Here is a 13,704-nt window from a genome sequence, read left to right on the forward strand (position 1 = left end):
CGGCCTTGAAACGCAGACTCGCCACCGTCCTCACGGCAGCGGCCCTGGCCCTGCTGCCCACGACAGCCTCGGCAGCGCCGGCCTACCCGGATCCCCTGCCCCTGAGCGGGCAGCAGATCATCCACGACCCCACCGTCCACCGGCTGAAGAACGGCCAGTACGTCGCCTACTCCACCGGCGGCATCATCGGCGCCCGCCTCTCCACCGACCTCCACCACTGGTCGGACGCGGGCAACGCCTTCACCACACCGCCGAGCTGGTGGTACGACTACAACACCACCGCCGACCCCTGGGCCCCCGACCTCACCTACCGCGACGGCCGCTACTGGCTCTACTACGCCGTCTCCTCCTGGGGCACCAACCACTCCGCGATCGGCGTCGCCACCTCACCCACCGGCCTGCCCGGCACCTGGACCGACCACGGCAAGGCGTTCGGCTCGGAGACGACGGACACCTGGAACGCGATCGACCCGGCGCTGATCCGGGCCGACGGCAGACTGTGGCTGGCGTTCGGCTCCTACTGGACCGGCATCCGCATGGTCGAACTCGACCCGGAGACCGGCAAGGCCGTCCCCGGCACCACGGTCCACCACCTGGCCAACCGCCCGGACGCCCCGTACGCGGTGGAGGGACCGTCGATCCTCCACCACGGCCGCTACTACTACCTCTTCGCCTCCTACGACGCCTGCTGCGCCGGCGTGAACTCGACGTACAGGATCCGCGTGGGCCGCTCGACGTCGGTGACGGGCCCGTACGTCGACAGCGAGGGCACGCCGCTGCTCGACGGCGGCGGCGACCTCCTGCTGGCCGGCCACGGCCGCTACGTCGGCACCGGCGGCGAGTCGACGTTCCGCAGCCGCGGCAAGACCTGGCTGGCGTACCACTACTACGACGCGGACGACGGCGGCACCCCGAAGCTGGGCCTCAACCGGCTTCGCTGGAAAGCAGGTTGGCCTGCACTCTCCTAGGGGCGCGGGGCTGTGTCCACAGGCGGCTCCGCCACGTGGGCACGACGAGCCGGAGACAACCCGCACCCGCCGACGCATCACCAGCACCCCACCCCGGAAGGCGAACATGCACCCCGCCCGCTTCACCCTCGACCCCGCTTTCACCATCGGCGAAGTAAGCCCCCGCCTCTTCGGCTCCTTCGTGGAACACCTCGGCCGCTGTGTCTACACCGGTGTCTACGAACCGGACCACCCCACGGCAGACGCCGACGGCCTCCGCACGGACGTACTGCATCTGATCCGCGAACTCGGCGTCACCACCATCCGCTACCCGGGCGGCAACTTCGTGTCCGGGTACAAGTGGGAGGACTCGGTCGGCCCCCAAGCGGACCGTCCCCGCCGTCTCGACCTGGCCTGGCACTCCACCGAGACCAACCGGTTCGGCCTCTCCGAGTACATCGCCTTCCTGAAGAAGATCGGCCCCCAGGCCGAACCCATGATGGCGGTGAACCTCGGGACGAGAGGCGTGGCCGAAGCTCTTGAGCTCCAGGAGTACGCCAACCACCCCTCCGGCACCGCCCTCTCCGACCTCCGCGCCGCGCACGGCGACAAGGAACCCTTCGGCATCAAACTCTGGTGCCTGGGCAACGAGATGGACGGCCCCTGGCAGACCGGCCACAAGACGGCCGAGGAGTACGGCCGGGTCGCCGCAGAGACCGCCCGCGCCATGCGCCAGCAGGACCCCGGCGTGGAACTGGTCGCCTGCGGCTCCTCCAGCCAGGCCATGCCCACCTTCGCCGAGTGGGAGGCGACCGTCCTGAAGGAGACGTACGACCTGGTCGACTACATCTCCCTGCACGCCTACTACGAGCCCGTCGACGGCGACCTGGACTCCTTCCTCGCCTCCGCCGTCGACATGGAGTCCTTCATCGAGAACGTGGTCGCCACGGCCGACCACGTGGGCGCGAGGCTCAAGTCCAAGAAGAAGATCAACCTCTCCTTCGACGAGTGGAACGTCTGGTACCTCTCGAAGTGGGAGGAGTACGCCAGGATCATCGACCAGTCCGACTGGCCGGAGGCCCCCCGCCTGCTGGAGGACAACTACAGCGTCATGGACGCGGTCGTCTTCGGCTCGCTCCTCATCGCCCTGCTCCGGCACGCCGACCGGGTCACCGTCGCCTGCCTCGCCCAGCTCGTCAACGTGATCGCGCCGATCATGACCGAACCGGGCGGCCCGGCCTGGCGGCAGACGACGTTCTTCCCGTTCGCGCAGGCCTCGGCGTACGGCCGGGGCCAGGTGCTCGACGTCCGCGTGGACTCGCCGACGTACGAGACGAGGAAGTACGGCGAGACGGACCTGCTGCACGCCACCGCCGTGCGCGCGGCCGACGGCACGGTCACCGTGTTCGCGGTCAACCGCAGCCGCACCGGGCCGCTGCCCCTCGAAGTCACCCTCAACGGACTGGAACTGACCTCCGTCACCGAGCACACCGCCCTCGCGGACGCCGATCCCGACGCCCGCAACACCCGCACCGAGCCCGAACGCGTCACCCCGCACCGGGTCGAGGGCACCACCCTGACGGACGGCACCCTCACCGCCGTACTGGAGCCGCTGTCCTGGAACGTGATCAGACTCGCCTGACCGGAATGCCGCCCGCCGCCCTGCCCAGCAGCGTCAGGCGGACCGTCCCGGGGCCCGACAGCGTGGTGAACTCCGAAAGGACCGCCAGCGCGAGGGTGTTGGCGCCCCGGGTGCGCAGGACGCCGTTCGGCAGGGCGAAGGTGTGCTGCGGGCCGACGTCGTTGATGTACTGGCCCAGGTTCCAGCCGTTGAGGAAGATCTGGGCACGGTAGGCCCGGTACGGGTCGTCCTCCAGGACCAGGCCGACCGAGGCGTCGATGTCGGCCGGCACCGACAGCCGGAACGTGGTCCGGTACCAGGTCACGCCCTGCCGCCGCTCGGCGCGCGGGAAGGTCACCTTCTCCCAGTCCCGGTCCCGGAAACCGGGCAGATGCCAGCCCTCCCGCTCGCCGTACAGGCCGCCGTTGTTCATCGGCCCCCGCACGGGGTCGGCAGCGGCCTCGCCCTGGATCCGCCACGTCACCTCCGGCGTGCCGCCCCGGAAGGTGACGGCCGTCAGGCCGCGCGCCGCCTTGTGCGTGTCGAGCGCCTTGCCGTCCTGGTCGTGCTGCATGCGCCGGACGAGGACGGACAGCACATGCCGGCCGGGGGAGCGCAGCTGCTCGCGCACCGGGAAGACCGCCGTCGCCGTCCAGCTGCCCTTGCGGATGGTGGTGTCCTTGTCCGGCACGGGCATCCGGTACGTGCCCAGCGGTTCGCCGTCCAGCCAGGCCATCAGCAGGCCCTGGGTGCCCGTGGTGCAGGCGAGCGAGACCTCCTCGATGCCGGTCGTGCCGGTGAAGGTGCCCCGGTACCAGACGTCTCCGTAGTGGAAGCCGTAGTCGTCGGCGAACAGCACCGGCTGCCCGTCCGGGACGGCCGTGGTGCTGTACGAGGTGGTCTTGTCGGCCGTCTTCCAGGACGAGTCGTCGAAGCCCGGGCCCGCCTCCGGGTTCTCGGTCCGCATCCGCCAGCCGCCCAGCTCGGGCAGCCGGACCTCGGGGACGTCCGGCAGCATCTCGGTGGTCATCAGGCTGCCGGACAGGGTGACCCGGGTGGCCAGCCTGCGCCCGTTCCACACCAGGGTGTCGATGCCGCGCGGAGCCCACACCTCCACGGTCGTCCGCTCGGTGACGTCACCCGTCAGGCGGACCTCCGAGCCATGGAGTTCGGCGTGCCGCAGCAGCGCCGGTCCGTAGACGAGCACGGTCCCGGACGGGGTGTCGTACGGGAACAGGCGGACGGCGGTGGCGTCGTCGGCGAAGAGCAGCAGCAGCGGGGTGTCGGACTCGCCCTTCTGCACCAGCACCCGGGTCAGGCCGCCCTGCCCGAGCGGGGCGTTGACATGCAGCTCGCCCCGGTCGTAGACCCAGGCGGCCTCCGGGTCCAGCCGCTGTACGTACGGCTCGGCCGGGCAGCTCAGGACCAGCTCGGCCATCTCGTCCCGCCGTCCCGCGAACACGGCGATGTCCTGCCGGCCCGCCGTCAGGCACATCATGGGCTGGGCGGTGGAGTACTTCAGCGTCCGCTCGCCCAGCGACAGCCCGGTGGTCAGCAGCTTGGCGTCCTTGCCGGGCACGGTGATCCGCAGCTTGCCGGCGTCGGTCGGCAGGTCGGTGGTGACCGGGTCCGTACCGTCGTTGCGGGCGACGTACACATGGCTGCCGGTGTCCGGGTTGGTCAGGTGGTAGACCGTCAGCCCCTCGGCCGTCACGTCCGCCGCCCGGTCCAGCCTGGCGAAGTCGGGCACGCGCTGGAGCAGGTGGCCGAGCTGGTGCATCGGGGCGATCTTGTCGGTGACGTTCCGGCCCTCGTCGATCGCGGCGCCGTAGTCGTACGACGTGTAGACGACCGGCGCGGGCAGCCAGCCCCACGACGTCCCGCCGAAGGTCATGTACACGTTGTGCAGGGTGAGGCCGTTGGCGAGGTTGGTCAGATAGAAGCGGCGCTCGTAGGCCGCGTCCCGGGTGCGCCGCGACTCGGCGTACCCCTTGCCGTCGAACCAGGCCCCGCCCCACGGATCGAACCAGCCGCCGCCGAACTCGGGCACGAACCCGGGCGTGCTCGGCGAGGCGGTGGCCCCGCCCTTCGGCCCGCCGGGACCGTAGTGCCCCCAGTCCGGCGGGGTCTGGGACGGCGAGGGATACCCGTCGAAGCCGTACAGCCAGCCGCCCTTCTCCCCGCCGGTGTCGAAGGAGCCGGGGATCCAGTAGCCGTTGCGGCCCTTGTCGTTGTGGAACAGCGGAACGTCGATCCCGTCGGCCCGCACCTTCCGGTAGAGGTGGGCCATGTAGTTCCGGCCGGTGGCCTCCCGCACGTGGGCGTCGTACTCGTTCTCGATCTGGTACAGCAGGATCGTGCCGGTGCCCTGCGTGAACAGATGCCTGCGGGCGATCCGGTTCACCTGGGTGAGCCACTCGTCGACGTGCGACAGATAGGTCGGGTCGTCGGTCCGGGCCGTGCCCTTCGTCGCGGTCAGCCAGCCGGGGAAGCCGCCGCCGTCGACCTCGGCGTTGATGTACGGGCCGGGCCGCAGGATGACGTACAGCCCGGTCTCGGCGGCCGTGCGGAGGAACAGGTCGAGGTCCCGGACGCCGGTGAAGTCGTACCGGCCCGGCGCGGGGGAGTGGTAGTTCCAGGCCACGTAGATGCTGACGGCGTTGTAGCCGTGCGCCCGCATCTTCTGGAGCACGTCCCGCCACAGAGACGGGCTCGGCAGCCGGAAGGGATGCATCTCGCCGGACCACACGACCAGCCGCCGCCCGTCCACGAGCAGCGAGTAGTGGTCGTAGCCGATGGTGTGGCGCTCGCCGTCGGCGCTCGGCGGGGCCGGCGCCGGGCCGGTCGGCGCGCTGGCGCCCGCGTACGCCGAGGGCGCCCCGGGGCCGCCGCTGCCGCCCAGGGCGAGGCCGAGCGAGGCCGAGCCGGCCAGGGCACTGAAGGTACGTCTGCTGAGCGCCAAGGTGGATCCTCCCGGGCGATCTTACGGGGCGCGGGTGCGGCCATTCTCCACGGAGGTACGCCCCACAATGGGCGCATGAGGATCTCGGCGCGGGCGGATTACGCGGTACGGGCGGTACTGGAGCTGGCCGTACGGCAGGGTAACGGCCCGGTGAAGGCAGAGGAAATCGCCGCCGTACAGGCCATCCCGCACAAGTTCCTGGAAGGGATCCTCGGCGACCTGCGCCGGGCCGGGATCGTCGAAAGCCGGCGCGGCGGAGGCGGCGGCTACCGGCTGGCCCGGGACGCGGCCGCGGTCACCGTGGCGGACGTCATCCGGGCGGTCGACGGCCCGATCGTGTCGGTACGCGGCGAACGCCCGACCGGCCTCGCCTACACCGGCACGGCCCAGCCCCTGCTGCCCCTGTGGATCGCCCTGCGCGCCAACGTCCGCCGGATCCTGGAGGGCGTCACCCTCGCCGACCTCGCGGCGGACGCGCTACCGGAGCCGGTCCGCGCCCTGGCGGCGGAACCGGCGGCCTGGGAGAACCCCTAGGGGGCCGGCGCTCGCCCGGCCGGGGACGGGGCGAGTGACGTCACGCCTGGCGAGGCGTGTCCGGAGGCCGTGAAAAGCCCGGTGTGAATGGCCGGAGTTCACTCTCCCGGTCCGGGGCGGGGCTTCCTACGATGCCCACGCCTCCATCTCCGGTTCACAGGTGGCACACAGATTCTTCACCTGTGAACGGTCGCGGCGGGAGGCGCACCCCCCACTCGACAACCGGGAGAAACCATGGCTGGTGGACTCCTCCTGAGCGGTGCTGTCGCCGCTCTGGTCACCACCGCGATACCCGCCCAGAGCCCGTCCTCCGTCTTCGACAACCCGCCCCCGGACAAGATCGTCATCGACGTGGCGACCGTGAACGGCTCCGGCTGTCCCGCGGGCACGGCCGCCGTGGCCGTGTCCCCCGACAACACCGCCTTCACGGTGACCTACAGCGCGTACCTGGCCCAGGCCGGCGGCAACTCCGACCCCACGGCCTTCCGCAAGAACTGCCAGCTCAACCTCGTGGTCCACGTGCCGCAGGGGTTCACCTACGCGGTCGCCAGCGCCGACTACCGCGGCTTCGCCTCGCTCCAGCGGGGGGCCACCGGCACGCAGAAGGCGTCGTACTACTTCCAGGGCTCCTCGAACACCGTCCCCAGGACGCACCCGTTCACCGGCCCCTACAACGACGACTGGCAGGCCACCGACGACACCGACTGGGCGCAACTGGTCTGGGCGCCCTGCGGAGTCCTGCGCAACTTCAACATCAACACCGAACTGCGCGTGAGCGCCGGCAGCACGACGCCCGGCAAGGTCAGCTTCATGACGATGGACTCGACGGACGGGGACATCAACACGGTCTACCACCTGGCGTGGAAGACCTGCCCGGGGGCGGCCGGCCGTCACTGATCCCGGCCGGACCGCCCGTGTGTCCGGGGCCGTAGCGGAGCCCGCGCTCCCCGCGGACGGGGGGGCGCGGGCTCGTGCAGTGGGTCAGCCGGAGACCCCGAGTGTGAGGGTTCCGGTGTAGCCGGACGAGGTGGGGCTGCCCAGGGCGGTGAGGGTGAGGAGGCCGGAGGAGGCGCCGCCGCCGTCGTAGACGGAGTCCTGGGAGAGGGGGTGCGACCGGGAAGCAGTACGCCGGCGACCGCACCCGCTACTCGCTCGCCTCCCGGCCCACCGGCAGCAAGGCGGTCGAGGCGCCGTACGTCGTCAAGCGCAACGGCTCCTACTACCTCTTCGCCTCCTACGACGTCTGCTGCCAGGGCACCAGCTCGACGTACAAGGTGAAGGTCGGCCGCGCCACCTCGGTCACCGGCCCGTACCACGACAAGAACGGGGTGGCGATGACGAACAACGGCGGCACGCCGGTCCTGGAATCGCACGGCAACGTCATCGGGCCCGGCGGGCAGTCCATCGTGCACGACACCGACGGCGACCTGATCGTCTACCACTACTACGACGGCAACGCCGGCGGCACTCCGAAGCTCGGCGTCAGCCTGCTCAGCTGGTCGACGGGCTGGCCGGTGGCGTACTGAGCGCGGGCACCAGGCCGGGATCGGCACCGAGGGCGGCGATCCCCTCGCGGACGGCATCCGTGAACCGCGTCAGCTCCGCCACCAGGGCCTCCCAGGCGACCGGCGCGGTCCAGCCGTCCGGCTCGCACACCGAACCCACCCGCCATCGCCCGGCCGACTCCATCCGGCCCTCCCGACCGTCCAGGACCGCGGAGCACGGGCCGTTCCGTCGGCGAACCTGTCAAGCACCCCGGCCTCGGCCCCGCGCCCAGGGCCTGGGGTACGGCCCCGCGGGCACGGCCTGCGGGGCCGGGCGGCCCGCCCTAGACGGCCGCCTGGCCCGTCCCCGCCGCGCTCGGCCAGCTCCGGGCGTTGGGCCAGCCCGTCGCGGGGGCCGGGGTCAGGCCGTGGGCGGGGGCCGGGGCCGTCATCCCGCGGACCTGGGCCGCGGTGAGCCCGCCACGGGCCGGGACCCCGGGCGGGGTGGGGGCGGCGGCCGGTACGGGGGTGGGGGCGGCCGGTACCGGGGCGGCGACGGGCACGGGTGTGGCGGCCGGCACGGGGGTGGGAGCCGCCGGCACCGCCGCGGCGGCCGGCACGGGGACGGGAGCCGGTGCCGGCACGGGTGCGGGTGCCGGCATGGGTGCGGATGCCGGCAGGGGGACGGGAGCCGGCGCCGGGGCCGGTGCGGGGGCGGGGGTGAATGCCGGCTGCGGGGCCGGTGCGGGCATCGGCTGGGCTGCCGCCGGCATCGGCATCCCGCCGCCGGCCGGCGTCACGGCGGCGGGGAGCGGCATGCCGGTGCCGGCGGCCGGAGCGGGACCGGCCGCGGTGAGCCGGATGCCGGCCCCGTTGGTCTCGCTGACCAGCCGGTCCACGGCCGCCGTACCCGAGCTGTAGTTGGTCCCGGTACCCAGCTCGGGTACGGCGGCTCCCCTCCTGGACCCGTAGAGCACCTGTTCCAGGCCGGACACCAGGCGACGCACGTCGACCTGGGGGCGCACCACGAGCCGCAGGAAGCGGCTGGAGGATCCGATCTTGTTGCCGCACTCGCGGACCAGGATCCGGTGCTCGGTGAGCATCCGGTCCCGCACCACCGTGCCCTCGGCGCCGACGGGCAGGCGCACGAAGAGGAAGTTGCCCTGGGAGGGGTAGACGGTGAGGCCGGGCAGCGCGGAGAGGTGGCTGGCCATCTCCAGGCGGTCGCGGCGGACCTGCGTCAGGCTCTGCGCGTACTCGGGGCCGTGTTCCTTCAGCATGAACACCACGTGCTCGGCGAAGGAGTTGAGGTTCCACTTCGGCAGCATCGAGCGGACCTTGCCCGCGAGCGCCGGGTTGGCGACGAGATAGCCGAAGCGTATGCCGTGCAGGCCGAAGTTCTTGCCGAGGCTGCGCAGGACGATCACGTTGGGGCGGAGCATGGCCTCCTGGACGACGCTCGGCTCGGCCTCCGCGTCGGCGAACTCCAGGAAGGACTCGTCGATCACCACCAGGTCCAGGTCGGCCATGGTGTCCATGAACTGCACGACCTGCTGGCGGCGCAGATAGCCGCCGTCGGGATTGTTCGGGTTGCAGATCACCGCGACCCGGGTGCCCCGGGACCGGATGAACTCGGCGTACTGCGCGAGGTCCAGGGCGAAGCCGTTCGCCTCCTGGAGCGGGAACATGTCGACCCGCTTGCCGGTCTCCATCGGCTGGTCGGTCCAGCGGCCGAAGGTGGGCACGGGGACGGCCAGGGACTCGCGGACGAGCAGATGGTCGATCCAGGTGATCAGCTCCGTGGAGCCGTTGCCCATCGCCACGCACTGCGGCGGCAGCTGGAGCAGGTCGCACAGCTCGCTCGTGATGGTGTCGGCGCTGCTCGGGTAGTACGTGATGATGTCCCGCAGCCGGCCCGCCATCTCCTCGAACATCGCCGGCGTCGGGAAGTACGGGTTGCACGGGATGCAGAAGTCCACCGGTCCGGCCCCGTCGCCGCCCTCACGAGTCAGCGCCGCCATGGAGGGGCTGTGCGCGGCGGTGCCGCGGAACAACGAGGTGACGTTGCCGGCCAAGGGGACCTCCGTTCAGGGTGGCCCGTGCGGGGGAGCACGGGCCACCCTTGGATACGGAGGAGGCCGCCGTGGTGTTCAACTCACGGAGTGCGTGAGTGACTTCACGCTCCGAACGAGTGGATCGTCGTCGTCCGGTAGGTCTGCCCCGGCCGGAGGACCGTCGTCGGGAAGTTCGCGTGGTTCGGCGAGTCCGGGAAGTGCTGGGTCTCCAGGCAGAGGGCGTCCCCCTGGCGGTAGGTGCGGCCACCGGTGCCGGTCAGGGTGCCGTCCAGGAAGTTGCCGGAGTAGAACTGGAGGCCCGGCTGGTCGGTGGCGATCTTCAGGGTGCGGCCGGAGCGCGGGTCGCGCAGGGTCGCGATGTGCTCGGGCCGCGCCGTGATCCCCTTGTCCAGGACCCAGTTGTGGTCGTACCCCTTGGCCTGCACCTGCTGCGGGTGGCCCGCCCGGATGTCCCGGCCGATCGGCTTGGCGTGCCGGAAGTCGAACGGGGTGCCCGCGACCGTGGCCAGCTCGCCGGTGGGGATCAGACCCGGGTCGGTGGGGGTGTAGCGGCCGGCGGCGATCGTGAGCTCGTGGTCCTCGATCGTGCCGCTGCCCTCGCCGGCCAGGTTCCAGTAGACGTGGTTGGTGAGGTTGACGACGGTGGCCTTGTCGGTGGTGGCCTCGTAGTCGATGCGCCAGTCGCCGTGCCGGGTGAGGGTGTAGGTCACCTTCGTCCGGAGCGTGCCCGGGTAACCCATCTCGCCGTCGACGCTGGTGTAGTGCAGGTGCAGCCCGACGTCGGAGCCCCGGGTGAACGGCTCGACGTCCCAGATGTGCTTGTCGAAGCCCTTGGTGCCGCCGTGCAGATGGTTCACGTCGTCGTTGACGGACAGCTGGTGGCTCGTGCCGTCCAGCGTGAACCGTCCCTTGCCGATGCGGTTGCCGTAGCGGCCGATCAGGGCGCCGAAGTACGGGCTCTTGGCCACATAGTCGTCGATGGTGTCGAAGCCCAGGGAGACGTTGGCGTGCCGGCCGTGGCGGTCCGGGATCTCCAGCGACTGGACGATGCCGCCGTACGACAGCACCTTCAGCCGGGTGCCGCCGTTCTCCAGCGACCAGCGGTGCACCTTGGTGCCGTCGGCGAGCGTGCCGAAGACTTCCTTCACCGGCTTCCTTCCCGTGGCCGCCTGGGCCGTGCCGCCGAGGGTGGTGGCGGCGAGGCCCGCCGCCGCGGCTCCTGCGATGACCGTGCGTCTGTTCAGTTCCATGGGTGCGGCTCCCTTGTCTGGGTGCTTACGAACCGGACTTGCGCTTGTTCCACACGTCGAACCCGACAGCCACCAGCAGGGCCAGGCCCTTGATGACCTGCTGCCAGTCGGTACCGACGCTCAGGAGGTTCATGCCGTTGTTCAGCACGCCGAGGACGAGACCGCCGATGATGGCGCCGAGGACGGTGCCGACACCGCCGCTCATGGACGCACCGCCGATGAACGAGGAGGCGATCGCCTCCAGTTCGAAGTTGACGCCCGCCTTCGGCGAGGCCGCGTTCAGCCGGGCGGCGACCACCAGACCCGCCAGGGCCGCGAGCACGCCCATGTTCAGGAAGACGTAGAAGGTGACCTTCTTGTCCTTCACACCGGACAGCTTGGCCGCCGGCAGGTTGCCGCCGATGGCGTAGATGTGGCGGCCGAAGACCGCGTTGCGCATGACGTAGCCGTAGCCGACGACCAGCGCGCCGAGGATGATCAGCACGATCGGAGCGCCCTTGTAGCTGGCCAGCAGCAGGGTGAGGGCGAGGATCGCCGCCACCAGGGCGGTCAGCTTCAGCAGGAACAGCCGGGTGGGCACGACGTCCAGCGAGAACTCCTGCTGGCGGCGGCGGTCCCGGAACTCCTGCCACACCACGGCCGCGATCAGGACGAGCCCGAGCAGCAGGGTGAGGTTGTGGTAGTTGGTGTTCGGGCCGGTCTCGGGCAGGAAGCCGTTGCCGAGCTTCTGCAGTCCGTCCGGGAACGGGCCGAGGGTCTGGCCCTTGAGGAGGATCTCGGTCAGGCCGCGGAAGAGGAGCATCCCGGCGAGGGTGACGATGAAGGACGGTATGCCGAGATAGGCGATCAGATAGCCCTGGATCGAGCCCGCCGCCGCGCCCACCAGCAGGCACAGCACCAGTGCGATGGGCCAGGACACGCCGTGCTGGACGGTGAGTACGGCCGCGAAGGCGCCGACGAACGCCGTGAGCGAGCCGACCGACAGATCGATGTGCCCGGCGATGATCACCAGCATCATGCCGATCGCGAGGATCAGGATGTAGCTGTTCTGGAGCACCAGGTTGGAGACGTTGCGCGGCAGCAGCAGGTCCCCGTCGGTCCAGATCGCGAAGAGGACCACGATCAGGCCGAGCGCGATCAGCATGCCGTACTGGCGCATGTTGCGGCGCAGGCCGCTCAGCACCAGGCCGAGCAGCCCTGCGCCGGCAGCCGATCCGCTCTTGCCCGGCGGCGCGGGGGCCGGGCTCTTGGCGGTCACATCCGTGCTCATCGCGTTACCTCTTTGTCCTTCGTCATGTGGCGCATCAGCACTTCCTGCGTGGCCTCGGCGCGCGGCACCTCGCCGGTCAGCCGCCCGGCGGCCATCGTGTAGATGCGGTCGCACATGCCGAGCAGCTCGGGAAGCTCGGAGGAGATGAAGACGACCGCCTTGCCCTCGGCGGCGAGCTGGTCGATGACCGTGTAGATCTCGTACTTGGCACCCACGTCGATGCCGCGGGTCGGCTCGTCCAGGATCAGCACGTCCGGCCCGGCGAAGATCCACTTGCTCAGGACGACCTTCTGCTGGTTGCCGCCCGAGAGCTTGCCCACCGGCTCGAAGACCGTGGGCGCCTTGATGTTCATGGACTTCCGGAAGCCCTCGGAGACCTGCCGTTCCTCGTGCTCGTCCACCACGCCCCGCCGCGCGACCTTGTTCAGCGCGGTCAGCGAGATGTTCCGGTTGATGGTGTCGATGAGGTTGAGGCCGTAGTGCTTGCGGTCCTCGGTGACGTAGGCGATGCCGTGCCCGACCGCCTCCGGGACGGTCTTCGTCCGGATCTCCCTGCCGTCCTTGAGGACCGTGCCGCCCGCGTACCGGCCGTAGGTGCGCCCGAAGACGCTCATCGCGAGTTCGGTGCGGCCCGCGCCCATCAGGCCCGCGATGCCGACGATCTCCCCGCGGCGGACCTGGATCGACACGTCGTCCACGACCTTGCGCTGCTGGTCGATCGGGTGGAACACGGTCCAGCCGCGGATCTCCAGCGCCGGCGCCGCGCCCTCTTCCGGCCGGTGCGGGGTGCGCTCGGGGAAGCGGTGGTCGAGGTCGCGGCCCACCATGCCGGCGATGATCCGCTCCTCGGTCGTCTCCGGCGCCTTCACATCGAGGGTCTCGATGGACCGGCCGTCCCTGATGATCGTCACCGAGTCGGCGACCCTGCGGATCTCGTTGAGCTTGTGCGAGATGATGATCGAGGTGATGCCCTGGTTCTTCAGCTCCAGGATCAGATCGAGGAGCTTGCCGCTGTCCTCGTCGTTCAGGGCCGCCGTCGGCTCGTCGAGGATGAGCAGCTTCACCTCCTTCGACAGCGCCTTGGCGATCTCCACCAGCTGCTGCTTGCCCACGCCGATGTCGGCGACCCGGGTCTCCGGATGCTCGTCCAGACCGACCCGGCGCAGCAGTCGGGTGGCGTGGCGCAGGGTCTCGCGCCAGTTGATGAGTCCGCGCGTGGCGTGCTCGTTGCCGAGGAAGAGGTTCTCCGCGATGGACAGATGCGGCACCAGCGCCAGTTCCTGGTGGATGATGACGATGCCGTGCTGCTCGCTGGCCCGGATGTCCTTGAACTGGCAGACCTCCCCCTCGAAGAGGATGTCCCCCTCGTAACTGCCGTGGGGGTGGACGCCGGAGAGCACCTTCATCAGGGTGGACTTGCCGGCGCCGTTCTCCCCGCAGATGGCGTGGACCTCGCCCTGCCGGACGGTCAGGGTGACGTCCGACAGCGCCTTGACGCCGGGAAAGGTCTTGACGATCGAGCGCATTTCCAGGACGGGTCCCGCCATGGTCGTGCCTTCCA

At 70.7% G+C, this 13,704-nt stretch carries 10 protein-coding genes and 1 pseudogene; 5 read left to right on the top strand and 6 right to left on the bottom strand.

Annotated elements, in window-relative coordinates:
- Nucleotides 1-5 precede the first annotated feature (5 nt).
- Both ACZ7DL_RS11105 and arfA read left to right on the top strand, forming a co-directional pair.
- On the top strand, nucleotides 6-968 hold the full coding sequence (locus tag ACZ7DL_RS11105; RefSeq protein WP_470773294.1) for an arabinan endo-1,5-alpha-L-arabinosidase: 963 nt from the start codon (nucleotides 6-8) through the stop codon (nucleotides 966-968).
- Between the two features lie 106 nt (nucleotides 969-1,074).
- Nucleotides 1,075-2,589 (top strand): arabinosylfuranosidase ArfA, encoded by a 1,515-nt coding sequence (arfA, locus tag ACZ7DL_RS11110; RefSeq protein WP_470773295.1) that lies wholly within the window; start codon nucleotides 1,075-1,077, stop codon nucleotides 2,587-2,589.
- Here arfA and ACZ7DL_RS11115 read toward each other — a convergent pair.
- Entirely contained in the window at nucleotides 2,576-5,530 is a 2,955-nt protein-coding gene (locus tag ACZ7DL_RS11115; protein WP_470773296.1) for a glycoside hydrolase family 35 protein, read from the bottom strand. The genes arfA and ACZ7DL_RS11115 overlap by 14 nt on opposite strands.
- Nucleotides 5,531-5,605: 75 nt before the next feature.
- Between ACZ7DL_RS11115 and ACZ7DL_RS11120 the strand changes: the two genes are divergently transcribed.
- From ACZ7DL_RS11120 to ACZ7DL_RS11130, 3 genes and pseudogenes are all read left to right on the top strand, one after another.
- A complete protein-coding gene (locus tag ACZ7DL_RS11120) occupies nucleotides 5,606-6,064 on the top strand; it encodes an RrF2 family transcriptional regulator (protein WP_470773298.1) in 459 nt (152 codons plus the stop codon).
- Nucleotides 6,065-6,298: 234 nt separating this feature from the next.
- Nucleotides 6,299-6,961: a DUF4360 domain-containing protein gene (locus tag ACZ7DL_RS11125; protein WP_470773301.1), complete on the top strand. Its 663-nt coding sequence runs from the start codon at nucleotides 6,299-6,301 to the stop codon at nucleotides 6,959-6,961.
- Between the two features lie 212 nt (nucleotides 6,962-7,173).
- A pseudogene (locus ACZ7DL_RS11130) lies at nucleotides 7,174-7,590 on the top strand (family 43 glycosylhydrolase); the annotation flags it as partial.
- Here ACZ7DL_RS11130 and ACZ7DL_RS11135 read toward each other — a convergent pair.
- From ACZ7DL_RS11135 to mmsA, 5 genes are all read right to left on the bottom strand, one after another.
- Nucleotides 7,556-7,753 (bottom strand): hypothetical protein, encoded by a 198-nt coding sequence (locus ACZ7DL_RS11135; protein ID WP_470773303.1) that lies wholly within the window; start codon nucleotides 7,751-7,753, stop codon nucleotides 7,556-7,558. The pseudogene ACZ7DL_RS11130 and the gene ACZ7DL_RS11135 sit on opposite strands and share 35 nt — an antisense overlap.
- A gap of 139 nt (nucleotides 7,754-7,892) precedes the next feature.
- Complete coding sequence (locus ACZ7DL_RS11140) at nucleotides 7,893-9,623, bottom strand: pyridoxal phosphate-dependent aminotransferase (RefSeq protein WP_470773304.1); 1,731 nt, start codon at nucleotides 9,621-9,623, stop codon at nucleotides 7,893-7,895.
- Nucleotides 9,624-9,724: 101 nt separating this feature from the next.
- The gene (locus ACZ7DL_RS11145) at nucleotides 9,725-10,873 is read right to left on the bottom strand and encodes an aldose epimerase family protein (protein ID WP_470773305.1); all 1,149 of its coding nucleotides are present in this window, start codon (nucleotides 10,871-10,873) and stop codon (nucleotides 9,725-9,727) included.
- A 25-nt stretch (nucleotides 10,874-10,898) separates the two neighbouring features.
- A complete protein-coding gene (mmsB, locus tag ACZ7DL_RS11150) occupies nucleotides 10,899-12,143 on the bottom strand; it encodes a multiple monosaccharide ABC transporter permease (protein ID WP_470773306.1) in 1,245 nt (414 codons plus the stop codon).
- Nucleotides 12,140-13,690, bottom strand: coding sequence for a multiple monosaccharide ABC transporter ATP-binding protein (gene mmsA / locus ACZ7DL_RS11155; RefSeq protein ID WP_470773307.1), 1,551 nt, complete (start codon nucleotides 13,688-13,690; stop codon nucleotides 12,140-12,142). Before mmsA ends, mmsB begins: the two co-directional genes overlap by 4 nt.
- Nucleotides 13,691-13,704: the final 14 nt, after the last annotated feature.

The organism is Streptomyces sp. NPDC036984 (assembly GCF_055607665.1).

What these genes read in the sequence shown, in the direction of transcription:
- arfA (WP_470773295.1), top strand. Translation starts at nt 1,075, where the DNA reads ATGCACCCCGCCCGCTTCACCCTCGACCCCGCTTTCACCATCGGCGAA.
- ACZ7DL_RS11120 (WP_470773298.1), top strand. Translation starts at nt 5,606, where the DNA reads ATGAGGATCTCGGCGCGGGCGGATTACGCGGTACGGGCGGTACTGGAG.
- ACZ7DL_RS11125 (WP_470773301.1), top strand. Translation starts at nt 6,299, where the DNA reads ATGGCTGGTGGACTCCTCCTGAGCGGTGCTGTCGCCGCTCTGGTCACC.
- ACZ7DL_RS11135 (WP_470773303.1), bottom strand. Translation starts at nt 7,753, where the DNA reads ATGGAGTCGGCCGGGCGATGGCGGGTGGGTTCGGTGTGCGAGCCGGAC.
- ACZ7DL_RS11145 (WP_470773305.1), bottom strand. Translation starts at nt 10,873, where the DNA reads ATGGAACTGAACAGACGCACGGTCATCGCAGGAGCCGCGGCGGCGGGC.
- mmsB (WP_470773306.1), bottom strand. Translation starts at nt 12,143, where the DNA reads ATGAGCACGGATGTGACCGCCAAGAGCCCGGCCCCCGCGCCGCCGGGC.
- mmsA (WP_470773307.1), bottom strand. Translation starts at nt 13,690, where the DNA reads ATGGCGGGACCCGTCCTGGAAATGCGCTCGATCGTCAAGACCTTTCCC.